We start from the raw sequence: 25,024 nt of genomic DNA, 5'->3' as shown, positions 1-25,024 counted from the left end.
GTTTTATTTATTCTATTTTATTTGTCTTTTCATTGGGGAAAATAATCCAAGGTTTAAAGGTCTTAGCTTCCTCAAAATCTAAAATTCCGTAGGAAATGATGATAATGATATCGCCTCGCTGTACCTTCCGAGCTGCAGGCCCGTTAAGAATTACCTCTCCCGAACCTCGTTTTCCTTTAATAATATAGGTCTCTAAACGTTCACCATTGTTTACGTTTACGATTGCAACTTTCTCTCCTTCAATCATATTGGCCGCTTCCATCAAATCTTCATCGATTGTGATGCTTCCTACATAATTTAGGTCAGCTCCAGTAACTGTAACTCGGTGAATTTTAGATTTTAATACTTCTATTTGCATTTTGTAAATCATTAAAAATCGGGCAAAGATACTAAAAAAAGAAATAATTAAAGTTTTCCATAAAAATTTTATCACAAATTTGAATTCGTATGATTGTTATTCCTTTTAAAGAGTAGGGGACAGCGATTATTCTTGTTAGATAGAACCTCTTCGATGAAAAATACATTGGATAATACAACCTCAGCAAAAAAATATTGACCAAAATAAAAAATAAAAATCCGTTAATGGAAGTCGTTTTTTCAGGATTTATTTTATAAAGCTGACTGCGAATATATCTGTAAAATTTTACAGTTTAAATAATTGGTAATAAGTAATTTATATATCAATATATAAATAATAACTTTAATATATATAAAAATATGTTTTTGAAGAAGTATTAATATAATTCAAACATCTGTAAATCAATTATTTAAAAATAAACATCAAAATAACTGCCAAAATGTCATATATTAATAAATTGTTACTAATATTAAAGTATTAATTTATAAATTAATATATAAGTGTTTTATAATCATTATTTTATATATAAAAAATTTTATTTCATTTTTTCATCTTATTTTATTAGGAAAAATAGTATATATTTCAAATGATTTTTATGAGGTAAAAAATAAACTTACGTTCGTAAAAACCATTTTTGGACGCTGAATTAGTATGGAAAATAACTTCTTACTATGTTATCTAGGAAAGAAAAAGCGAATAAAAAAAGGGAAGTAGATTTCTAATCTTGATATTTTCCTATTGTAGCAGTTCTGATGAGCAGACATCATCTGAGAATAGGAATTTTGTAAGATGAAACGTGAGGTGTTTATCACAGCATGACATATTTAGGAAAGCATAAAAAATTGATGTCAAGTGTTTGACCTGATGTAATACCACCTACAATTTGTTTTTACATGTACAGACTTTAGTACCAATAACACGAGAGAAAAGAGGTAGCACAGTAAATTGTCACCATCCCAATGAATTTAAGTGCAAAAAAAGATTTGTTTACAAAAGTAAATTAATTTTCGAAAACCTCAAAGCTATTATCGTCATAAAAAAAGATAATCTTCTTCAATTGTTTTTTATTGTTTACTTTTGTAACAAGTGTGTTTTCTACAACTTTGGAGATTGGTGAAATCTGTTGATAAGAAATTTCGCTTTCAGGTTCTTTTACTTTTGCTACGTTTTGAGGTGGGTTTTGTTTTCTTTTAGTAGTAGCAGATTGTTCGGGTTCATCACCAAAAAGATTTGTTTGCATAATAGACTTTTTTTCTTCAATTTTAGTTACAGAATTTTCTTTAGAAGGGAAATTACCTTTTCCTTGTGTTATCCAGTGAAAATTAACTTCAGGAAACTGCTCTATGAGCTTCATTATGAACTCTAAACTAGGTTTATTACGTTCAGACAATAAATGCGAAATACTTGATCGTTGTATGTCAAGTATATCAGCTAAAGAAGAAGCATTAAGGTCATAGTGTTCCATAATTTCTTGTAACCTTTTAACGAAATCAGGGGTGTTTATCATTGTAAAATCTTTTTTAAATTAAAGATGGCACAAATGTAAACTATTTTTTTGAAACATACAAACATTAAAAGTAATAAACAAAGTTTATTGCGAGTACCTTAATTTACAATTGTAACATAAAACTATCGATTGTATTTATGTATACGAATGTAAACAATGAATTAGATTTATTTAATAAGTACAATTTTGATAATTAATTTTCTTTCACAACTATCCTAAACTTTTTTCATAAAAATTGCCTGAGAATGCCTTATATTTGTAAAAATCTAACTCCCGTCCGAAAGTTTTTAATTTTGGGACGGGAGTATGTTTTTGTGTAAAATCTTTGCAAAATCCCAAAAAAAGGTGTACATTCGTCCGAAAAAATATAATGAAACAGATACATAAAAAAACTTTCGGAACATACGCAGGTAAAAACGTAACACTCATCACGTTAGAGAATAGTAAAGGTATGGAAGTCTCCATTATGAACTACGGAGGTATCATCACTTCTATAAAATATCCTGTGAATGGAAAAAAAATAGAAACAGTCTTAGGATTTGATACTTTTGAAGAATACTTAAGTGAGGCTTATCGCAAGGAATATCCTTATTTCGGGGCTATTATTGGACGAAATGCAGGGCGTATTAAAGGAGGAAAAACAACGCTTAATGGTAAAGAACTTCAGTTGACGGTGAACCATGGAGCAGCTCAATTGCACGGTGGTTTTCAAGGATTCGATAGTAAAGTTTGGGAAATTGTTGAAGTTGGTGATAGCCAGAATTTATTCGTAGTCTTAAAATACACTTCACCAGATGGAGAAGAAGGCTTTCCAGGCGAAGTCGTAGTAACCGTTACTTATTCACTCAACGATGATAATGAACTTCGTGTGGATTATCATGGAAAAACGGATAAACCAACTATTTTAAACCTGACACAGCATACGTATTTTAACTTTAATAGTGATTCAAAAAATATATTGAACCATCTTTTACAGGTCAATGGAAATCGCTACTCGCCATTGAATCCCGACTATTCTCCAACTGGTGAATTGCTTCTTGTAGAAAATACACATTTAGATTATAGAAAACCAGTAACTGTACATCCAGATATAGACAATGCTTTTCCTCGTCAAGTATCTGAAAATGAAGTTGTAGGTTCGTTGATATGTGAAGAAAGTAACATCCGAATGGACGTAAGAACCAATCAGCCTGTACTGCATATTTATGGAGGATACTACGTGCCAGAGCTACATCCAGAAGGCAGAAAATCAACAGGACAAAACGCAGGAATATGCTTTGAATGTCAAGGATTTGCTGATGCTCTGAACTATCCGCAGTTTCCGTCAACGCAATTGAATCCTGAGGATGAATATTCCTATTTTGCAACATTCCACTTTTTTGAAAATAAATAGGTCAAAATGCTACCTATATTTTACATATTTTTAAAATGAATTTACAACAACGAGACGAACGCCATCTATGGCATCCTTACACTCAACATAAAACAGCCATGTATCCCATCGGTATTGTTAAAGGAAAAGATGCCTTACTTTGGGATGAAAACGGTAAACAATATATAGATGCTATCGCCAGTTGGTGGGTAAATGTATTCGGACATGCTAATCCTCATTTAGCCGAGGCAGCTTTCAAACAACTCTCGCAACTGGAACATGTGCTCTTTGGTGGATTTACTCACGAACCAGCTGTAAAACTCGCCGAAAAACTAATTGAATTATTGCCTGAAAATCAACAAAAAATATTCTTTTCTGATAATGGTTCAACGGCAGTAGAAGTAGCTATAAAGATGGCTATTCAATATTTTTTTAACAAAGGACAAAAAAAGCATGTTATTGTAGCCTTTGAAAACGCATTTCATGGTGACACCTTCGGAGCAATGGCAGCTTCAGGGATTTCTTTTTTTACCGAATCTTTTAAAAATCAGTTACTTGAAGTGGTTCGTATTCCAATTCCTGAAAAAGGAAAAGAACAGGATTCGGAGAGAAAATTAGCTGAAGTCATAAAGAAATACAATCCTGCGGCTTTCATTTTTGAACCTTTAGTACAGGGAGCTGCGGGTATGCGAATGTATGCACCTGAAGCATTGGATAGATTAATTCAAATAGCTAAAAATGAAAAAGTTATCACAATAGCTGATGAAGTAATGACAGGATTTGGCAGAACAGGAAAAATATTTGCCTGTGATTATTTGAATGAAAAGCCAGATATCATTTGTTTGTCCAAAGCCTTAACAGGAGGTACGATTCCACTTGCAGTAACTTCAACTACTCAAGCTATTTTTGATGCTTTTTGTAGTGATGATGTTAATAAAGCATTTTTTCACGGGCATACCTATATGGCAAATCCTACAGGTTGTGCTATTGCTTTGGAAACCATTCGAATTTTGCAAACTAATGATTGTAGCCAAAACATACAGCGAATATCAGATTTGCATAAACAGTTTATAAATAAAATGAAAAGCAGCTCAAAGACAAGCGGTTGGCGTAGTTTGGGAGTAATTTTAGCTTTTGAAGTGAACACTAATGCAGGAAATGAATACTATGGCAGTATACGCAATCAGCTATATGATTTTTTTATTTCTAAAGGAATTATCTTGCGTCCTGTTGGAAATACAGTATATGTATTTCCTTCCTATGTTATTACAAATCAGCAGTTAACGCAGGTCTACGATGCTATTGAAGAAGCCATTGAAAAATTTGGAATTGAATAAATAGGGAAATACATATTTAGCACTTGTTTGAAACTATCAGTTTCGGTGGTTATTTTTCAATTTTCATTAATTTGTAATCACTCCCGTCCGAAAGTTTCTAATTTTCGGATAGATATTTTGCTATAATACTTTGATATTGTGCGTTTTATCTTCGGTAATATTGACCATTTCAGGCAGTCCAAATTGGTCGTTCTAAATGGGGAAATTTTGAGTTCGCCTAATGCTATATCCTTTATTTATCAATAAACCTTTGGTAAAGCCAAATATTCTTGTAAATTTGTGGCATATTATTTTTACGTAGAATATAAATTTCAATATATAACGACATGTATTTCAAGAAAATATTAATCGCTATTTCAATTATTGGTTTAATTATTTTAGGTTTCTTTTCCTACTCAATTTACAATCTTATTTTAGCTCCTAACACCAATTTTGAGGAGCGTGAAATTGAAATATTCATTCCAACAGGAGCTTATTTTAGCGATGTTACGCATGTGCTAAATCCATATTTGTCTGATATAGAATCATTTATACAGGTAGCCAAGCAGAAAAAATATGTTGATAACATCAAGGCGGGTCGTTATATCATCAAAAAAGGAAGTAGTAATAATGACATAATCAATGTATTACGCAGTAAAAATAGACCTATAAAATTGACTTTCAACAACCAAGAGACGTTAGAAAATTTAGCAGGACGGGTTGCACAGCAAATTGAAGCGGATAGCATTTCGCTGTTGAATGCTTTCTTAGATCCCCAATTTTTGACTGAAAATGAATTTACATCGAAAGATGTGTTAGGAATGTACTTACCCAACACGTATGAATTTTTTTGGAATACTTCAGCTACGCAGTTTAGAGATCGTATGCTCAAGGAGTACCGTCGTTTTTGGAATTCAGACAGAATAGAAAAAGCTAAAAATCAAAATCTTACGCCAAAGCAAGTGAGTGTTTTAGCTTCGATTGTGCAAAAAGAAACAGCGCAAGTATCGGAACAGAGTAGGGTAGCGGGGGTTTATATCAACCGTTTAAGAAATAATATGCTCCTTCAAGCCGATCCTACGGTTATTTATGCCATCAAGGAACACACTGGTAAGCATGATACTATCATAAAAAGGGTGTTAAATCGTGATTTGACAATCGACTCTCCGTATAACACCTATAAGCACGCAGGACTGCCACCAGCTCCTATTGCCATGTCGGATATTTCAGCAATTGAAGCTGTATTAAGCCCTGAAAATCATGATTTTTTCTATTTCGTAGCAGATGTTGAAAAACCTGGGTTTCACAAGTTTGCGTCTACCTACTCGCAGCATCTGATTAACAGTCGAGCTTATCACGAGTGGATTAATGCACAAGGAATTAGAAGATAAACGGATGAAGCATACCTCAAATTCTTTGCTTATATCATAAAATTATATTACCTTTGAGGTCGCTATATTTTCAGAATTATGACACGAAAAAATAAAATACAAACAACAATTCATTTATCGAAAGAAGATATTTTAACAGACTATAGAACAGCAGTAATTAGCCGTGAATGTAGTCTTCTGGGTAGGAGAGAAGTCCTTACCGGAAAGGCCAAATTTGGTATTTTCGGAGACGGAAAAGAAGTACCTCAGTTGGCAATGGCTAGAGCGTTCCAAGATGGTGATTTCAGAAGTGGGTACTACCGTGATCAAACTTTTATGATGGCTATTGGAGCATTTACTATTGAAAACTTCTTTGCAGGACTCTATGCTAATCCTGATATCGAAGCAGATCCAACCAGTGCAGGACGGCAAATGGGAGGGCATTTTGCCACTCACAGTTTGGACGAGAACGGCAATTGGAAAAATTTATTACAACAGAAAAATAGTAGTAGCGACATTTCTCCCACTGCTGGACAAATGCCACGTTTACTTGGATTAGCTCAGGCTTCAAAAATATTCAGGGAAGTACCCCAAACAGAAAAAGAAAAATTTTCAAACAACGGAAATGAAGTAGCTTGGGGAACTATCGGAAATGCCAGTACCAGTGAAGGTCATTTTTTTGAGACCCTCAACGCTGCAGGGGTGTTGCAAGTACCTATGGTAATTTCGGTTTGGGATGACAACTATGGAATTTCGGTACCTGCTAAATATCAAACTACTAAAGAGAATATTTCCGAAATATTGAAAGGATTCCAGCGTGATGAGAATAACAATGGTTATGAAATTTTCGTTGTGAACGGATGGGATTATCCTGCTTTGTTGGAAATTTTTGAAAAAGCTGGAAAAATTGCTCGTGAAGAACATGTCCCTGTACTGATTCACGTTCGGGAACTCACACAACCTCAAGGACATTCAACCTCTGGATCGCACGAACGTTACAAAAGTACTGAGCGACTGGAGTGGGAACGTGAATTTGACTGTAATCTGAAAATGCGTCAGTGGATTGTTGAGAGTGGCATTGCTACCGAAGAAGAAGTAGCATCCATTGATGCTGAGGCTAAGAAAATGGTTCGGGATGGGAAAAAACGAGCTTGGGAAGCTTATCAAAATCCTATTTTCAGGGAAAGAAACAGTTTAATTGAGATTATAGAATTATCTGTAAATGAATCATTTAAAAATTATAATGCTGTTCAAAGCATAAAAAACCATTTAGCTTCTATTTCTACCATTTCACGCCGAGATGTAGCAAGTGCCGCACGTAGAGTATTGCGATATGTTGCCACTGAAACGACAACTAACGCAGAAACCTTACGTAGTTGGATCAATGATTATTTTGCTGAAAATCAACCGAAATATAGCAGCCATTTGTATATTGAAAATGGAAAAAATCCAACATTGGTCACAGAGGTAAAACCTATCTACAAAGAAAATGCTGAACTGGTTGATGCTAGGGTAGTGCTACGCGAAAATTTTGACGGATTATTTGCTAAATATCCGAATTTACTCATTTTTGGGGAAGATACAGGAAACATCGGTGATGTAAATCAAGGATTGGAAGGTTTGCAAAAGAAATATGGAGAGCTGAGAGTTGCTGATACTGGTATTCGTGAAGCTACCATTATTGGACAGGGTATTGGTTTGGCTATGAGAGGGTTACGTCCAATTGCCGAGATTCAATATCTAGACTATATTTTATATGGATTACAAACGATGAGCGATGATTTAGCTACGGTACATTATCGAACCTTAGGTCGGCAGATGGCTCCGCTGATTGTCAGAACTCGTGGACACCGTTTGGAAGGAATTTGGCATGCAGGTTCGCATATGGGAGCTCTGTTGCATTTATTGCGTGGCGTACATATTCTGGTACCTCGAAATATGACCAAAGCGGCAGGTTTTTATAATACCTTATTAGAGTGTAACCAACCTGCAGTAGTCATCGAATGCCTGAATGGATATCGACTTAAAGAGCAGTTACCGAGTAACTTAACAGAATTTAAAACTCCTGTAGGAGTAGTAGAAACGGTACGTGAAGGAAAAGATATTACGATAGTTTCCTATGGTTCAACATTACGAATCGTCTGTCAGGTTGCTGAAGAGTTGTCTGAATTTGGAATTGACGCGGAAGTTATTGATATTCAGTCTTTATTGCCGTTTGATTTGAATCATGATATTGTAAAAAGCATAGCTAAAACGAATCGTTTGCTAATTATTGATGAAGATGTTCCAGGCGGAGCTTCGGCATACATCATGCAAAAAATATTAGAAGAGCAAAATGCGTATCAGTATTTGGATTCTGCACCTCAAACTCTTTGCTCAAAAGATCATCGACCTGCTTATGCTAGTGATGGAGATTATTTTTCAAAACCGAATGCAGAAGACATCTTCGAAAAAATTTATGAAATCATGAGAGAGTCAAATCCTGCAAAATTTCCAAAAATTCTTTAGTTCAGTAGGAAATTTAAAATAACGTTATTAAAATCTCCAAGGTTTATCATAAGGTAGAATTTAGGAGATTTTTCTTAATTTTAAAAATTCTATTTTACATAATGTAAATTATAATACAAAAATATGAAAAGAAAAAAATATTACAAAACAACGATAATCAGATAAAATTATATAAAATGAACTCGTCTTGACTTTTTATTTTGCTTAAATTACTATCTCAAAGTACCAAAAATATGAAAATCATTAAGTTAAATCTTCTTTTTATGGATTTTTAACGAAAGAATCATTATATTTACTTTTCAATGATTATTTTTTTCAAATAAGTCGAGATACCTTCAATGTTTAAAAAGAAATGTCACTTAAATTCCATTAGTAAGTACAATTTTTTGGGATCGTTTTTCTCTTTTTTCTTTGGGCTGGCTCAAAGAGCAAAATTCTTACAAAAACTTCAATCAATTTCAATGATTTTTATACGGAACTGCGGAGGAATCAGGTCTAAAATTTGTCCGATTACTGGTTTATTTGTACCTTTGCTTCGTTTGGATGGTACTATAATTGATAAAATTCGGGATTTTTTTAATATACAGTATTCTCAAGTAACTTTTATTTAGAAAGTTTCGGACGGTTATGAAAGTATTTATAAAAGAAAACATATACAAATGACAATCAATTGCAAAGGAATTTTAGTTTCATTAGAACGTCCGAAAGTGATGGGAATTTTGAATGCTACACCCGATTCATTCTATGAAAACAGTCGGATTACAGAAACAGAGGTGTTGAAAAAAGCTACGCAAATGCTGGTAGATGGTGCTGACTTTTTGGATGTTGGTGGATATAGCTCACGTCCAAATGCGGATGAAGTTTTAGAAATTACTGAATCACAACGCGTTGTTCCAATCATTCGTAGTCTAGTCAAAGAGTTTCCAAATTTGCCAATTTCCGTGGACACATTTCGTAGTGAAATCGCACGACAATGTTTGCTTGAAGGTGCGGCAATGGTAAATGACATTTCAGCAGGACAGTTGGATGAAAAGATGTGGGATGTTGTGGCTGAATTCCAAGTTCCTTACATTGCAATGCACTTGCGAGGTACTCCACAAACTATGAATCAATTTACTGATTATGAAAATATTGTCACTGAAATGATTCATTATTTTTCCAAAATAAAAGCTAAAGCACAGCTGTGGGGTATCAATGATTGCATCATTGATCCTGGTTTCGGTTTTTCAAAAACCTTAGATCAAAACTACGAAGTTTTACAAAAAATGGAATTATTCCAATCGTTGGACTCACCTATTCTGGTAGGATTTTCAAGAAAATCAATGCTATATAATCTTTTGGGAGTCGATTCTTCTAAGGCTTTGAATGCAACCACGGTAGTTAATACAATAGCTCTGATGAAAGGAGCTTCTATTTTGAGAGTTCACGATGTTAAGGAAGCGGTAGAATGTGTAAATATATTTAATAAAACATCTGAAAATGAATAGATTAATTATTTTAATACTTGCTCTTTTACTTTGGTCGTGTAACGAACGTAGCGTACAGTTACCCCAACTTTCACAGGCTCAACTTCCTACCGAGGTTACGGATTATTCACCCATCTATATCTTTTTTAATGAAAATTCTGGATTAGCCGACTTGAACAGAAAGAACATGATTTCAACAACCCATTGGGTATTTAACATTGATAAGCGATTGCCTCTGTCTGAAGTAGGAAAAACAATGTTAACAATGCAGAAAAAACGGGCTACGATGAGTTTTCACAGTAATCCTGATGCAAAAAACTATTTCACTATAGCCGATATGCATGATCATAAGTATAAATTTTTAGAGTTTACTACTACCCAATTTGAGGTAATTACTGAAATACAAAATCAAGATAAAATATTAAAAATAAGTGATTTAAAAAACATAAAACACCTTATAGAAACACTAAAATCTAATCCAAGTGAAACAATTTGCATGGATGGGAGTATATCGTTTCAAGATTTTGTTGTATTTTTACAGAAGATACAAGAAGTAGGTCTTTTTTTTAAGACAATAACCATTCTTGATATTGATAAAGTCAAATAAAGAAAGGTAAAAAAGGTTCTACTAAAAACCTAATCAGAAAGTAAAAAGGATATGAAATTATTTGAGATTTTAGATTTTTCAATAGCCGATGCTATTGATATTCTTTTAGTTGCGATGTTGCTTTACTATGTGTATCGGCTTATTCGTGGTACAGTGGCAATTAATATTTTTTTGGGAATTGTCATCATCTATTTAATTTGGAAAATAACGGAAGCCTTACAGATGCAATTGCTCAGTAGTATTTTAGGTCAATTCATTGGTGTGGGGGTTTTTGCTCTAATTGTTGTTTTTCAGCAAGAAATACGAAAATTCTTACTTACCATAGGTTCAACAAATATTACAGCACGAAACAAATTTCAAAAGTTTTTTGGCTTTTTGCGTCTGACAAAAAAAGAATCCGCATTGGATGTGAAAGGATTGATTGCCGTATGCCGAAAATTAGGGGCTAACAATACTGGAGCGTTAATTGTACTGGAACGGAACATGTCATTAGAATTCGTTCGAGAGACGGGCGATAAAATGAATATCGAATTTTCGCAACCCATAATTGAAAGTATCTTCTTTAAAAACAGTCCTTTACATGATGGTGCTATCATCATAAAGGGAAATTTTATAGTAGCAACCCGTGTCATTCTGCCTGTAGCAGGAGAAAATAAATTGCCTAAACATTTCGGATTACGACACCGAGCGGCTGTATCTATTTCGGAAAAAACGGATGCTTCAGCATTAATCGTTTCAGAAGAAACAGGACGTATTTCGTACGTAAAAGGAGGAGATTTTATCAAATATAAAAATGATGAAGAACTCTTCCTTTTGATTAATAAGGACTTAGGATAAAATCAAAATTTTCAGATTTGATACTTTGAATTTTTGATAACTAACCTCTGAGGATTGAATCTCTACTCCTGTTACTTTAAATATTTAAAATAATATACTGATTTACAACAACTTAGATTCATGTTTTTATTAATCCATAATTTAGGTTAGGAATTACTTGGATTTTGTTAATTAAGATTGCTCTATGAAAGAAGATTTTTTGCAGTACCTTTGGAAACATAAAATAGTTCCTCAAGTTTCTACGCTCACTTCTGGTCAAAATCTTGTTATACATTCTTTTGGAACACCAAACAGACTTTCAGGGGCTGATTTTTTTAATGCTCAATTACAAATTGATGAACAACTATGGGCAGGAAATGTGGAGTTACACGTAAAATCATCCTATTGGTATGCCCATCGACATGAGCAAGATCCTGCTTATCAAAACGTTATTCTACATGTGGTTTGGGAACATGATGTGGAAGTTTTTGATTGCAATCAACGTCCTATTCCTACTTTAGAACTTCGACACGTTATTGATCAAAATATCGTAAAACGATACGAAATCTTATTTTCTAAATCTCATACATTCATAAATTGTGATAAAAACTATAAAAAAGTACAAGAATATATCTCTTTTTCATGGAATGAGCGTCTTTTTGTTGAAAGATTAGAGCAAAAATCCTTTTTAATTGATAAATTATTGACAGAATCACATTCAGATTGGGAGAAGGTATTGTTCTTAATGCTTTTAAAAAGTTTTGGAGGGACTGTTAATGGAGAAAATTTCCTAAATATTGGGAAAACAATTGACTTTTCCATTATTCGGAAAGAGAAAAATAACCCGCTGTATGTAGAAGCTCTACTTTTTGGACAAAGTCAATTACTTTCAAAACCTACTGAAGGTACATATTTCCAAACACTATTGGCTAATTATGACTACCTAAAACGAAAATATAATCTGAAAAACAATAATTTGCATCTTGAATTTTCCAAACTCCGACCACAAGGTTTTCCAACCATTAGGCTTTCGCAATTGGGACAAGTATATGAAAAAAACGAAGGATTATTCTCAAAAATAATAGAAACTAAAAACATACAACAGCTCAAAACTGTACTTACTGTCGAAACATCGCCTTTCTGGGAAACACACTATACCTTTGGAAAAACGTCTAAAAAAGTAAAAAAGAAAATCAGCAATTCGTTGATTGAACTGATTTGGATAAACGTCATATTGCCTGTTAAATATATATACTTCAAATATTTAGGTAAAGACATTTCTGAAGAACTTATGGAAAGTCTACGGCAAATGAAACCTGAAAAAAATACGATTATTGACCATTTTGAAAATATAGGAGCATATCCAACTTCAGCATTTGATACTCAAATTTTATTACAACAATATAACCAATACTGCAAAGAGAAAAAATGCTTGAATTGTGCAGTAGGGATATCTTTATTAAAAGAAGAAAAATAGAGAATCTACTATTCTTCTGTTATAAAATTAATGATTGTCAATAAATATTTTACTAATATTTTTTATATCTTTGTAACTTTAAAACATAATAAATGAAACTAAAAGCAGGAGTTTTAGGAGCTGGACATTTAGGAAAAATACACCTACGATTGTTGAATCAATCTGAGAAATATGAATTAATGGGGTTTTATGACCCTGATAAAGAAAACGCTCAAAAGGTAAGTCAAGAGTTTGGTTATCACTGTTTTGATAGTATTGATTCGCTGATTGAATCTTGTGATATGGTCGATGTGGTTACCCCTACTTTGAATCATTTCGAATGTGCTGAGCGAATCATTACGAGGGGTAAGCACCTGTTTATAGAAAAACCAATAGCTAACACGGTTGAAGAAGCGGAACACATTATCGCTTTGGCAAAAAAACATAATGTTAAAGGTCAAGTCGGGCATGTAGAACGGTTCAATCCTGCTTTTTTAGCAGTGAAAAACAGTATTAACAATCCAATGTTTATTGAAGCACATCGTTTAGCTGAATTTAACCCTCGTGGTACAGATGTTCCCGTTGTGTTGGATTTAATGATTCACGACATTGATGTAATTCTAAGCATTGTACAATCAAAAGTAAAACATATTTCTGCAAGTGGAGCTTTAGTTATCAGTCAATCACCAGACATAGCCAACGCTCGTATTGAATTTGAAAATGGTTGTGTTGCAAATCTTACGGCAAGTCGTATTTCAATGAAAAATATGCGAAAATCACGATTTTTCCAGAAAGACGCCTATATATCAGTTGATTTTTTAGAGAAAAAGGTCGAAGTAGTCAAAATGAAAGACGCTCCCGAAATAGCAGGTGATTTCGATATGATTTTGCAAAATGCAGAGGGTGAAAAGAAACAAATATATTTTGAAGTCCCTGAAATTAAGGGAAATAATGCTATTCTAAACGAATTGGAAGTATTTGCCGATGCTATAAATAATAATACTACACCTGTTGTAACCCTAGAACAAGGTACGGAGGCTTTGCGAATAGCCAAACAAATCATCGAAAAATTGTAGATATGAATATTGCTGAGAATCTGAAAGGACTACAACAATCAATCCCTGAATGGGTTACGCTAGTTGCGGTCTCTAAATTCAAACCAATTGAAGATTTGCAAATAGCCTACGATGCTGGGCAGCGTATTTTTGGGGAAAGTAAAATTCAAGAAATGACCCAAAAAGAGGCTCTTATGCCAAAAGATGTACAATGGCATTTTATCGGGCATGTACAACGCAACAAAGTAAAATATATGGCACCTTATGTGAGCCTGATTCATGGTGTTGATAGCTTAAAACTGCTTGAAGAAATTAACAAACAAGCACTTAAACACAATAGAATTATTGATTGTCTGTTACAAATTCACATAGCTCAGGAGGAAAGTAAGTTTGGATTTGATCCTCAGGAAATTTTTAACCTTTTGGAAAATCCTACATTTGATAAATTACAAAATATACGTATAAAAGGTATCATGGGAATGGCTACCTTTACAGAAGATAAAAAACAAATAGCTTCTGAATTTCAATCACTTAAATCTGTTTTTGACTTACTAAAAAACAAACAACATCCTCTTTTGAATGTTGAAATTTTATCCATGGGGATGAGTGATGACTATCCAATAGCCATTGAGTGTGGGAGCACCATGATTCGTGTGGGGAGCAAAATTTTTGGATCTCGATAGAAAACTTTTACTCAGAAAATACTACTTCAGAAGTTACAAAATAGATTGATACATAAAAAACTGTCTACAGAAAATTTTCACTTCTATAGACAGTTTTTATTATTTTGTATGATATTGGATTATAAGTTTTTAACCAATAATTCTTTAATTTCAGGAGATGATGGTCTCGGTGCGTCTGCAGATATTATTTTACCTTCTTTATCTAATAGAATGAATCTTGGGATAGACGAAACGGAATAATCTTGTATAAAATTTTGCCCCTCTGTTGTCATTTCAGCATACAATTGGATACCTTGTAATTTGTTTTCTTTCATATATCCCAACCATTTATCTTTATCTTGGTCAATAGAAATGCTCACAAAAGCAATATCTTTCCCATGAAATTCTTTCTCAAGAGCTTGTAATGCAGGAATTTCATTGAGACAAGGCTTACACCAAGTTGCCCAAATATCGATATAGACTAATTTCCCCTTCAAATCATCCAATGAAGTCTTTCCTCCTTTAAAATTTTCGTATTCAAATTTTGGAGAAATAACTCCTGCTTTTAAACTTTTCAATTTTTCCAATTCGGCATAAAGTTGCTCAGCATGTTTCAAATAATCTTCTTTGGTAACATTATCTTTTATAACCTTGTAAATGAATTCATTAGTTTCAGAACCATTCTGTGGATTCAAGGTAAAAACCAATTGCTCAGCAAACACACTTCTAATTTTAGCCGGTTTCACAGCTTGAATTTCTTCAGCCATAGCTTTCCAATCAGGCTCTTGGTTCATCATGTATTTCCCGAAGAAATTTTCCATAACCAATGATTTGTATGTTTCAAACAACTCAAAATCAGTTTCGTTGGTGTAATCTACTTTATCTAATTCGGCTTTAAACTCAGCAGGCATCTCAATTTGTCTTCCACTGAATTGAGACTTAACACGTGGGTACAATGCTTTCAATTGCAAGTCAAAATAATGGTTTGATTTCTCTTCCAACTTAACAAATTCTTTTGGAAGCCCTTTATAGTTTGCTAAAAATTCATCATTTTGTTTTTTGATATCAGCAACTGTCGTTTTGAATCCATCCAGCTCCTCACTCAAGATTGTTTCTAAATTTTGTCGAGTTTCATTTATTTTTTTGTTTTTCTCACGTAAAAAGACTTGTATGATGGTGTCTTTTCCTGAGAAAGTTACTTTTTCAAGACTGATATTAATCCCTAATTCGTCTCCTTTTTGCAAATACAAAGGAACCATAGCCGTTTGTTGAACTAACAAATTGTAGTAGTTCGTACTGATTGTTAAAGTATCGGCAAACGTTCCATCAGATTTTACATTCAACGTATGACGTTCTGTTCCACCGATAAGTTCTACTGGCATTCCCATATAGCCATCTATTTTTCCTGAGAGAATTACATGGTCAGCCTTCTTTCCACACGCTACAAATCCGAGAGTAGCGAATGATACAATAAATAATTTTTTCATTTTCTGTATGTTACAATTAATATTAAAAAATCGGTGCAAGATACAATATTTTTCCGATGTATCTTATTTCTTTCCTAAGAAATTTTACTCCGAATCCGTATTAGAAAAATAAGCATTAAGAAACTCATTACCATAGAAGAAATAAAAAGTTGATATACAACAACGGTTATTGCATTATGAGATTATAGCTTATTAATAGTTACCTTCCTCTAATCTCCCTAAAATTATTTCTTTTCCTGCTACAGATTCTGTAAAAATTAAATAACGATTACCTCCTTCTTTAATTTTGTATTTTTTCTTGATTTCTTCCACTGAAAGAGGATAATTTTTGGAGATAATATTATATTTAGCTCCTTTTTCGATATTTTTTGCAGAAATTACTTCTGATTTAAGCGTACGACCTGGAAAATTAGGTGTTTTTATATCAGATGTATATAGATGTGTATTTGGGTGTAGCTTTTCTAGTCCAAAATGAACAGCTATATGACTAAAAGCTCCCGATTTGAGCAAAGCATTATTCGGAATATAGATAAAATTCTTCACTTTTGAGAAAGCAACATTTTTTTCATACTTTTCATCGAAGAAAAATGTAAAAATGGGATCTTCATTGCCTAAGTTTATACATCTACACTCTGTTTTTGCTTCTATCTTATACCTATTTTGTGTGATAAAAATTTCTTTAACTTCGTTTTTTACTGCAATAATATCTATTCGCTCCACGAAAGGAAGCGTTTGTATCAAATAGGTCAAGTCAATCAACGGGGAGAGCTTTACTAATATTTTATCGGAAATATTCCACAACTGTGGTTGCAACTCCAAAAGATTGGGAGAAAGATCTTCCAGCAAAAATTTCTTCTTGTTATGAATATCTCGACGAGCGGGATCAATATAAATAACATCATATTTTTGTTGGTTTTCAGCCAGAAAATCAGTTGCATTTTGCAGATGAAAATTTGCATTCCTACCTAATATTTGCCAATTGTGTTTAACCAAGGACAGAAGTTCTGGATTTTGTTCTACCAAATGCACTTCTTCAAATCTTTTTGATAGGAAAAAGGCATCAATTCCCAGCCCACAGGTGAGGTCTAAAAATCGTTTTCCTCTAAGATTCAAGGATTTAAATTCGGCTGTTTGTTGCGATGAAGCTTGTTCCAAATTCAGCTGTGGAGGAAAAATAATATTCTCATGGAGCAAAAAAGTAAATTTTCGCGAAGCCACGTTTCGTCCCACTATTTGCTGAGCTAATTCTTTATTGGTAACAGATTCAAAGATAGGCTTTTTGAGTAGTAGTTCTGAGATATTTATATCCTGATTAGTAAGAATGAAATTTTGAACTTTAGGATCTAAAATATTCATATATAACAAATTATACACAAACTTTATCCGATTTAGGAATGTTCTATTTTTAGGTTAATAATACTGTCAAATACTATTGTTTCTAATCAGAGTTCCTGCATTTTAGTAGCTAATGTTTCAATAAATTTTGAAATCGGATTTTTGACCATCATTGCCATCATTGGATTAAAACTTCCTTCAAATAGTAATTGAACTTCACTTTGATATTCAGCTATTTGAACAATGTTAGTAATCAGCGTAAAAGGTATTTTATCTCCTACAGCTCCCATAACAATTTGTGTATAAGGTGTTTTGCTTTTTTTCTGCAAAGCAATTTCAGGCATTCCTTTCAAAGCAAAAACAAATGAATTTTCATCAATAACTTCAAATTTACTGATAGATTCAGGCATTAATTTTTTAAAGTTACGAAGATCTTCCAACATCGTAAACAGTTCTTGAGGGTTTTTGGAAACCACTACTTTTGGGCTTTCTAAATTCATTTTATGACTTTTATAAATAGATATATATAAAACAAGATTTACAAAAAAAGTACTTTCATTGTAAATCTTATTATCATATTGAAAAACAATGTTTTACAAAAAGTTTCTTAAGTAATATCTTACCTAAGTTGTTCATAATCCCAGAAAAACTTGCTCTATTTTTCTCTGTAAGATTTTACCGCCTCCACAAAAGCTTTTGCGTTTTCAACAGGAATATTTGGCAGAATTCCGTGTCCTAAATTGACGATGTAGTTGTCTTTCCCAAAATCGTCAATCATTTGATGTACCATTCTTTTGATTTCCGAAGGCGGAGAGAGCAATCGTGAAGGGTCAAAATTTCCTTGCAACGTAATTTTACCTCCCGTAAGTTCTCGAGCTATTTTCGGAGTACACGTCCAATCCACACCAAGTGCGGAAGCTTTGGATTTTGCCATTTCAGGAAGGGCAAACCAACAACCTTTTCCAAAAACAATCACTTTGGTAAGTGGTGCTAACGCTTCCACAATCTGATTGATATATTTCCACGAAAACTCTTGATAATCAACGGGAGAAAGCACTCCCCCCCAACTATCAAAAATTTGTACCGCATCAACTCCTGCTTTAACTTTTTCTTTCAGATACAAAATGGTCGTGTCCGTAATTTTTTGTAACAATTTGTGTGCTGTTTGTGAATCTGTAAAACATAACTCCTTGGCAATGTTGAAGTCACGTGAACCCTTCCCTTCTACGGCATAACAGAAAATCGTCCAAGGAGACCCTGCAAACCCAATAAGAGGCACACGATTACCAAGCATTTGTTTGGTAAGCTTAATGCCCTCCATCACGTATCCTAAAGTTTCCTGAATATCGGGAACTATCACATTTTCAACATCTTTGGCAGAACGAATCGGATTAGGCAGCCAAGGTCCTACTCCTGATTTCATTTCCACTTCAATATTCATCGCTTGTGGAACAACCAAAATATCTGAAAATAAAATAGCAGCATCAGTTCCTACAATATCAATAGGTTGCACTGTAATTTCCGCAGCTAATTCAGGAACTCGGCAACGCGTAAAGAAATCATATTTATCGCGTAAAGCCCTAAATTCTGGCAAATATCTACCCGCTTGACGCATCATCCAAACCGGCGGACGCTCCACAGTTTCGCCATTCAAGGCTCTTAAAAATAAATCGTTTTGTAACATATTTAGGCAATAGGCAATAGGCAATAGGCAATAGGCTTTCCAAAATATTAAGATTTCAAATCCCAAAATCCAAGTATTTGAAAACTTAGCACTTGTATCTTGGTCTTGTTAACTTAAAACTATTGCCTATTACCTAATTACTTCTCCCTCAAAAAATTAAATTCCGTTAATAATTGCGATAAAATCATCGGCTTTGAGTGATGCTCCTCCAATAAGTCCGCCATCAACGTCTGCTTTTGCAAAAATTTCTTTGGCATTATCAGGTTTTACGCTACCTCCGTAAAGAATTGAAACGCTGTCAGCTACTTCTTTCCCGTATTTATCAGCAAGTGTCTTACGAATAAATGCGTGCATTTCCTGAGCTTGTTCAGGTGAAGCGGTTTCACCCGTTCCGATTGCCCAAACAGGTTCGTAGGCTAAAACGATATTTTTCCACGCATCAGCAGACAAGTGGAACAATCCATTTTTAATCTGATTTTCAACTACTTTAAAATGATTATTTGCTTTTCTATCTGCCAATTCTTCTCCGATACAAAATACCATTCGGATATTGTGTTTCAAGGCTGTGTCTGCCTTTTTAGCCAAAGACTCGTCAGTTTCGTTAAAATAAGCACGACGCTCCGAATGTCCTAAAATTACAGTTTTTACACCTATGCTTTTTAACATTTCAGCTGAAATTTCACCTGTGTAAGCTCCGTTTTCAGCAAAATGCATATTTTGAGCAATCACTTCAACAGCAGTTCCTTTTGCTGCTTCAGTTGCGGGAATTAAATTCACAAAAGTAGGAGCTACCATCACTTCTGCTTCTGTTTTAGGTAATTTTTTTAATAAATCAGCTATCAATTCTGTTGATTTTTTCAGGTCATTGTTCATTTTCCAATTTCCTGCTACAATTTTTTTTCTCATATCTTGTATTTTTACGATAAATAACTAATGTAAAATTAGCCACAAAAATACAATTTTTTATGAAATACATCAAGACATCCCGAAATTTATTTTGAAGCGGGAATGAATTGATATATTTGAAGAGAAATAAAAAAGCTACCCTTTTTGGATAGCTTTATCTTATAGACGATTTTAGGTATTTAATCTTTCATACGTTCAACATACGTACCTTTTTCGGTCTCTACCTTAATGCGGTCACCCTCATTAATAAAAAGAGGTACGTTTACGATAGCTCCTGTTTCAACTGTAGCTGGTTTTGTCGCGTTTGTTGCTGTATTTCCCTTTACACCCGGTTCTACATGAGTCACTGTAAGAATTACGTTTGCAGGCATTTCTACTGACAATGGAGATTCATCCTCAGCATTAAAAATAATCATTACAATTTCACCTTCTTTCAACAAATCAGGGCTTTCTAACATGTCTTTTCGAATATGTACTTGGTTGTAATCTTCGGTGTTCATAAACACAAAATTATCTCCCTCCTCATACAGATATTGGAATGAACGTGTCTCAACACGTACATCTTCAATTTTGTGTCCTGCTGAAAAGGTGTTATCCAAAATTTTTCCCGTAGTAACGCTTTTCAATTTCGTACGAACAAAAGCTGGTCCTTTTCCAGGTTTAACATGTAAAAACTCAATGATTTTGTAAATGTCATGATTGAAACGAATGCACAATCCTTTTTTGATGTCTGCTGTTGTTGCCATTTATTTTAGTTCTTGTTTCTATAAATTTTTAATATTTTTTAAAGTGTTGATACTCCCATGTATCCTTTCATAATCCCTCGTGATGAATTTCGGATAAAATCTAAAATTTCATCTCGTTCAGGAGTAGCCTCCATTTCAGCTTCCACGATGGATAAGGCTTGTCCGATGTTGTATTTTTTTTGGAAGATAATTCGGTAAATATTTTGGATTTCACGTATTTTTTCAGCGGTAAATCCTCGTCTGTGTAGCCCTACTGAATTAATACCAACATAGGACAACGGTTCACGAGCTGCCTTCACGTATGGAGGTACATCCTTTCGAACTAACGACCCTCCTGTTACAAAAGCATGATTACCGATGTTTGCAAATTGTTGAACAGCTACCATACCTGCCAGAACCACAAAATCGCCAACAGTAGTGTGTCCGGCCAATGTTGTGTTATTTGAAAAAATGCAATGATTTCCTACAAAACAGTCATGAGCAATATGGCTGTATGCCATAATCCAACAATTTTCACCTACCACTGTTTTCATTTTATCAGAAGTTCCTCGATTGATAGTCACACATTCGCGGATGGTAGTCCCATCACCGATGATGGCTACAGTTTCTTCATTCTGAAATTTTTTATCTTGTGGGATAGCCGAAATTACAGCACCAGGAAAGATCGAACAGTTTTTTCCGATACGAGCTCCTTCCATAATGGTTACATTTGAACCTATCCAAGTACCTTCACCAATTTCTACGTTATTATGAATAGTCGTAAAAGGTTCTATAACAACATTTTGAGCTATTTTTGCCCCTGGATGTACGTATGCTAAGGGTTGATTCATCGCTTTGAGATTAAGATTCTTTAACTTTAACAATTTGAGCCATTAGCTCTGCTTCGGTCGCTAATTTTCCATTTACATAAGCATATCCTTGCATATGACAAATACCTCTTCGGATTGGGGTAAGCAATTCCAACTTGAAAATTAAGGTATCTCCTGGCATTACTTGTATTTTGAACTTCACATTGTCAATTTTCATAAAATAAGTTAAGTAATTTTCAGGATCTGGCACAGTACTCAGAATTAAGACCCCACCAGCTTGAGCCATTGCCTCAATTTGCAATACTCCTGGCATGACAGGAGCTCCAGGGAAATGCCCTACAAAAAAAGGTTCATTCATTGTTACATTTTTCAAACCAACTACGTGCTTATCTGAAAGTTCATAAATTTTATCGACCAATAAAAACGGAGGACGATGTGGTAATAATTTTGATATATCATTGATATTCAGTAAAGGAGGTTGGTTGATATCAATTGTAGGAACATTGTTTCTACGTTCATTTTTGATAATTTTGGACATTTTCTTTGCAAACTGTGTGTTCGTAAAGTGTCCTGGCTTAGTAGCTATAACTTTTCCTCGGATGCGTGTCCCAACCAAAGCTAAATCACCAATAACATCTAATAGTTTGTGACGTGCTGCTTCATTGGAATAGTGCAAGGTTAAATTGTTCAAGATTCCATTTGGAGTCACAGAAATGTCCTCTCTATTAAAAACCTTTTTCAACTTTTCGATGGTCTCTTCTGAAATCTCTTTGTCTACATACACAATGGCATTGTTCAAATCACCACCTTTGATAAGCCCGTGATCAATAAGCATCTCCAATTCGTGCAAGAAACTGAAAGTACGTGCATTAGCGATAGTATCTTTAAATTCAGACAATCGATACAAATAAGCGTTCTGGGTTCCCAAAATTTTTGTACCGAAATCAACCATGGTTGTAACCTGATATTCATCGGCAGGAATTAAGGTTATTTCACTTCCTGTTTCTTCATTTACGTATGAAATAACTTCTTTGACAACATATTCCTGGCGAGGAGCATCTTGAGCTTCAATACCCGCTTTTTCAATGGCTTCCACAAAAAGACGAGACGAACCGTCCATAATAGGGGGTTCAGAAGCGTTTAGCTCAATGACAACATTATCCAAATCCATCCCTACTAAGGCTGCTAAAACGTGTTCACAGGTTTGAATTCGTACACCTTTTTTCTCTAAAACAGTACCTCTTTCGGTATTGGTTACGTAATTTACATCGGCTTCAATGACAGGATTTCCTTCCAAATCAACACGAACAAACGTAAATCCATTATCAATAGGAGCAGGTTTTAACGTCATTTTTACGTTTTGCCCTGTATGCAATCCAACTCCTTCTAAAAAAACTTCCTTAGATAAAGTATTTTGGTTTACCATACTTTCTTTATGTCTTATTTAATTTTACTTTCTAGTTGTTCTATTTTTTTTAAAATATCGGGGAGTTTTCGGAAAACCACGTACGCTTTATTGTACTCCGCATAGCTCAACGCGGGGGTTCCTTGCAAGGTTTCCTCATCCTTAACATTACGACCAATTCCTGTTTGAGCTTGAATTTTTACGTGATTTCCTATAGTCAAATGCCCAGCAATGCCCACTTGTCCGCCAATCATGCAACTCTCCCCTATCTTGGTTGAACCTGCTACCCCTGTTTGCGCGGCTATGACTGTGTTCTTTCCAATCTCAACATTATGAGCGATTTGCACTAAATTATCTATTTTTACTCCTTTTCCAATAACAGTAGATCCTAAAGTAGCTCTATCAACTGTTGCTCCTGCACCAATATCAACATAGTCTTTAATGATAACATTACCTATCTGTGGTACTTTGTTGTAGAATCCTTCTTGAACAGGGGCAAATCCGAATCCATCAGCACCCAAAACCACTCCGGCGTGTAGAGTGCAATGCTTTCCAATAACTGTTTCTGAGTAGATTTTACAACCAGCAAAAATAGTGGTATTATCATCAATAGTTACATTATCACCAATATAGGTGTTAGGATATATTTTTACATTGTTTCCAATTTGTACATTTTCCCCAATATAAACAAACGCACCTACATAAATATTTTCTCCCAAAGTTGCTGATGATGAAATGAATGAAGGATTTTCAATGCCCACTTTGTTAAGTTTAATTTGGTTGTAATATTCCAATAATTTTGAAAAAGCGGAATAGGCATCTTCTACTTTCACCAGCGTCACTTCAAGCGGACTATCTGGGTAAAATGACTTATTAACTATAGCAATAGATGCTTTGGTAGTATATATGTGGTGTTTGTATTTTGGATTTGCCAAAAAAGTGATACTCCCCTCCTCGCCTTCTTCAATTTTTGCAAGTTTATAAACTTCAACATTCGGATTTCCTTCAACCTCCCCGTTCAGTATATTGGCTATTTGTAAAGCTGTAAATTTCACCTTGATTTATATAATTAATTGACTATTAATTTTATACAAAGAAAAAGAACCGAAGAATTAGGATTCTTCCTCTTTAAAACACACGGTTTTCGCAACAAAAGTATAAAAATTATTTAAAAAAACAGCGTTTTAAAGAAACTTATTTACAAGTTTTCTTCCCGAGTGAAAATAAAACTAATAGGCTTTATAGTATGGTTCTAAAAAAATTTCTTCTTTGTTATGAGGCGTAGTCATGTATTCAAAATTACGACTTCTTTTGTTCTAAATGTATATTTTTTTCTGAATATCTATTCAAAAATATTTTTTACTACATATTTTTTCCTTACCTTTGTGTTTAGTTTTTTCCTCAGTGGACAACCGAAAAGATAAATACTAACTTAAAATAATAAAAATAAAAGGATAATATGATGAAGATGGAAAACCAACTTCCGTTGGAATATGTGATGCGAGAGCCTTTGAAAAAAGCAAGACGTTCGCCTGTGATTTTTATGCTACATGGATACGGAAGCAATGAAAAAGATCTATTCTCTTTTGCAGATGAATTGCCTGAAGAATATGCAATCATTTCTATTCGAGCACCTTATGAGCTATCTACGTTTGGCTATGCTTGGTTTTCGCTTTATTTTGATATTGAAAATACCCCACATGCTGATAACGAAGAAGCGATAAAATCACGTGATTTAATAATGCATTTCATTGAAGAGGCATGTAAATTACATAAATTGGATGCGAAAAATGTAACTTTAATCGGATTTAGCCAAGGGAGTATTTTGAGTATGGCTATTGCAATTTCTTATCCCCGAAAAATACGCAATGTTATTGCATTGAGCGGGTATTTGAACATGGATATTCTCAAAGAAAGTTATAAAAAACAAAAGCATTTTCCAATAAATTTCTACGTATCACATGGAACTAGTGATCAGGTAATTCCAATTGATTGGGCGAGAAAAATCCCTGAATTTTTAAAGAAAATCAAAGCTGATTTTGTGTATGAAGAATTTCCTGTGGGACATGGTGTGGCTCCACAAAATTTCTATTCATTCCGAGAATGGTTGAAAAAGCGAAGTGCTGCTGATAATTAACGGAATTAACTTACAAATAACA

The 25,024-nt window shown here is 34.0% G+C and carries 22 protein-coding genes; 11 read left to right on the top strand and 11 right to left on the bottom strand.

Features of this window, described 5'->3' with window-relative positions; genetic code table 11:
* Window positions 1-7: 7 nt before the first annotated feature.
* Entirely contained in the window at window positions 8-358 is a 351-nt protein-coding gene (gene panD, locus CGC49_RS00715; RefSeq protein WP_042006632.1) for an aspartate 1-decarboxylase, read from the bottom strand.
* Window positions 359-1,358: 1,000 nt separating this feature from the next.
* On the bottom strand, window positions 1,359-1,865 hold the full coding sequence (locus CGC49_RS00710) for a helix-turn-helix transcriptional regulator (RefSeq protein WP_095911635.1): 507 nt from the start codon (window positions 1,863-1,865) through the stop codon (window positions 1,359-1,361).
* A 367-nt stretch (window positions 1,866-2,232) separates the two neighbouring features.
* Between CGC49_RS00710 and CGC49_RS00705 the strand changes: the two genes are divergently transcribed.
* The 10 genes from CGC49_RS00705 (at window position 2,233) to CGC49_RS00655 (ending at window position 14,514) form a co-directional block, all read left to right on the top strand.
* A complete protein-coding gene (locus CGC49_RS00705; RefSeq protein ID WP_369800761.1) occupies window positions 2,233-3,258 on the top strand; it encodes an aldose epimerase family protein in 1,026 nt (341 codons plus the stop codon).
* A gap of 35 nt (window positions 3,259-3,293) precedes the next feature.
* Window positions 3,294-4,574, top strand: coding sequence for an adenosylmethionine--8-amino-7-oxononanoate transaminase (gene bioA / locus CGC49_RS00700; protein ID WP_095911634.1), 1,281 nt, complete (start codon window positions 3,294-3,296; stop codon window positions 4,572-4,574).
* Window positions 4,575-4,900: 326 nt separating this feature from the next.
* A complete protein-coding gene (gene mltG / locus CGC49_RS00695; protein WP_095893146.1) occupies window positions 4,901-5,944 on the top strand; it encodes an endolytic transglycosylase MltG in 1,044 nt (347 codons plus the stop codon).
* 78 nt (window positions 5,945-6,022) lie between these two features.
* The gene (locus CGC49_RS00690) at window positions 6,023-8,431 is read left to right on the top strand and encodes a thiamine pyrophosphate-dependent enzyme (protein ID WP_095911633.1); all 2,409 of its coding nucleotides are present in this window, start codon (window positions 6,023-6,025) and stop codon (window positions 8,429-8,431) included.
* A gap of 659 nt (window positions 8,432-9,090) precedes the next feature.
* A complete protein-coding gene (gene folP / locus CGC49_RS00680) occupies window positions 9,091-9,918 on the top strand; it encodes a dihydropteroate synthase (protein ID WP_042347908.1) in 828 nt (275 codons plus the stop codon).
* Window positions 9,911-10,504 carry a hypothetical protein gene (locus CGC49_RS00675; RefSeq protein ID WP_095911631.1) on the top strand — a complete coding sequence of 198 codons (594 nt, stop codon included), beginning with the start codon at window positions 9,911-9,913 and terminating at the stop codon, window positions 10,502-10,504. The genes folP and CGC49_RS00675 overlap by 8 nt, the downstream gene beginning before the upstream one ends.
* Window positions 10,505-10,555: 51 nt before the next feature.
* Window positions 10,556-11,341 carry a diadenylate cyclase gene (locus CGC49_RS00670; RefSeq protein WP_042006574.1) on the top strand — a complete coding sequence of 262 codons (786 nt, stop codon included), beginning with the start codon at window positions 10,556-10,558 and terminating at the stop codon, window positions 11,339-11,341.
* Window positions 11,342-11,525: 184 nt separating this feature from the next.
* Window positions 11,526-12,797: a DUF2851 family protein gene (locus CGC49_RS00665; protein ID WP_095911630.1), complete on the top strand. Its 1,272-nt coding sequence runs from the start codon at window positions 11,526-11,528 to the stop codon at window positions 12,795-12,797.
* A 92-nt stretch (window positions 12,798-12,889) separates the two neighbouring features.
* Window positions 12,890-13,852 carry a Gfo/Idh/MocA family protein gene (locus CGC49_RS00660; RefSeq protein WP_042006576.1) on the top strand — a complete coding sequence of 321 codons (963 nt, stop codon included), beginning with the start codon at window positions 12,890-12,892 and terminating at the stop codon, window positions 13,850-13,852.
* Between the two features lie 2 nt (window positions 13,853-13,854).
* On the top strand, window positions 13,855-14,514 hold the full coding sequence (locus tag CGC49_RS00655; protein WP_095893142.1) for a YggS family pyridoxal phosphate-dependent enzyme: 660 nt from the start codon (window positions 13,855-13,857) through the stop codon (window positions 14,512-14,514).
* Between the two features lie 119 nt (window positions 14,515-14,633).
* Here CGC49_RS00655 and CGC49_RS00650 read toward each other — a convergent pair whose 3' ends face one another.
* The 9 genes from CGC49_RS00650 to lpxD form a co-directional block, all read right to left on the bottom strand.
* Entirely contained in the window at window positions 14,634-15,980 is a 1,347-nt protein-coding gene (locus tag CGC49_RS00650; protein ID WP_095911629.1) for a TlpA disulfide reductase family protein, read from the bottom strand.
* A gap of 192 nt (window positions 15,981-16,172) precedes the next feature.
* Window positions 16,173-17,336 (bottom strand): class I SAM-dependent methyltransferase, encoded by a 1,164-nt coding sequence (locus CGC49_RS00645; protein ID WP_095911628.1) that lies wholly within the window; start codon window positions 17,334-17,336, stop codon window positions 16,173-16,175.
* A gap of 86 nt (window positions 17,337-17,422) precedes the next feature.
* Window positions 17,423-17,815: an orotate phosphoribosyltransferase gene (locus tag CGC49_RS00640; RefSeq protein WP_095911627.1), complete on the bottom strand. Its 393-nt coding sequence runs from the start codon at window positions 17,813-17,815 to the stop codon at window positions 17,423-17,425.
* A gap of 155 nt (window positions 17,816-17,970) precedes the next feature.
* Window positions 17,971-18,999, bottom strand: coding sequence for a uroporphyrinogen decarboxylase (gene hemE / locus CGC49_RS00635; RefSeq protein ID WP_095911626.1), 1,029 nt, complete (start codon window positions 18,997-18,999; stop codon window positions 17,971-17,973).
* Between the two features lie 156 nt (window positions 19,000-19,155).
* On the bottom strand, window positions 19,156-19,905 hold the full coding sequence (gene tpiA, locus CGC49_RS00630) for a triose-phosphate isomerase (RefSeq protein WP_013998166.1): 750 nt from the start codon (window positions 19,903-19,905) through the stop codon (window positions 19,156-19,158).
* 179 nt (window positions 19,906-20,084) lie between these two features.
* A complete protein-coding gene (efp, locus tag CGC49_RS00625) occupies window positions 20,085-20,651 on the bottom strand; it encodes an elongation factor P (RefSeq protein WP_042006589.1) in 567 nt (188 codons plus the stop codon).
* A gap of 38 nt (window positions 20,652-20,689) precedes the next feature.
* Complete coding sequence (lpxA, locus tag CGC49_RS00620) at window positions 20,690-21,481, bottom strand: acyl-ACP--UDP-N-acetylglucosamine O-acyltransferase (protein WP_042006642.1); 792 nt, start codon at window positions 21,479-21,481, stop codon at window positions 20,690-20,692.
* Between the two features lie 10 nt (window positions 21,482-21,491).
* Window positions 21,492-22,886, bottom strand: coding sequence for a bifunctional UDP-3-O-[3-hydroxymyristoyl] N-acetylglucosamine deacetylase/3-hydroxyacyl-ACP dehydratase (locus CGC49_RS00615; RefSeq protein WP_095911625.1), 1,395 nt, complete (start codon window positions 22,884-22,886; stop codon window positions 21,492-21,494).
* Window positions 22,887-22,900: 14 nt separating this feature from the next.
* The gene (gene lpxD, locus CGC49_RS00610; protein ID WP_095911624.1) at window positions 22,901-23,920 is read right to left on the bottom strand and encodes a UDP-3-O-(3-hydroxymyristoyl)glucosamine N-acyltransferase; all 1,020 of its coding nucleotides are present in this window, start codon (window positions 23,918-23,920) and stop codon (window positions 22,901-22,903) included.
* Between the two features lie 407 nt (window positions 23,921-24,327).
* Between lpxD and CGC49_RS00605 the strand changes: the two genes are divergently transcribed.
* Window positions 24,328-25,002 (top strand): alpha/beta hydrolase, encoded by a 675-nt coding sequence (locus tag CGC49_RS00605; protein ID WP_042006644.1) that lies wholly within the window; start codon window positions 24,328-24,330, stop codon window positions 25,000-25,002.
* The last annotated feature ends 22 nt before the right edge of the window (window positions 25,003-25,024 follow it).

The sequence above is a fragment of the Capnocytophaga sp. H4358 genome (genome assembly GCF_002302515.1).
GTDB classification, from domain to species: Bacteria; Bacteroidota; Bacteroidia; order Flavobacteriales; family Flavobacteriaceae; genus Capnocytophaga; species Capnocytophaga canis.
The sequence above is the reverse complement of the archived record's forward strand: the minus strand, read 5'-3'. Positions and strand labels throughout refer to the sequence as shown.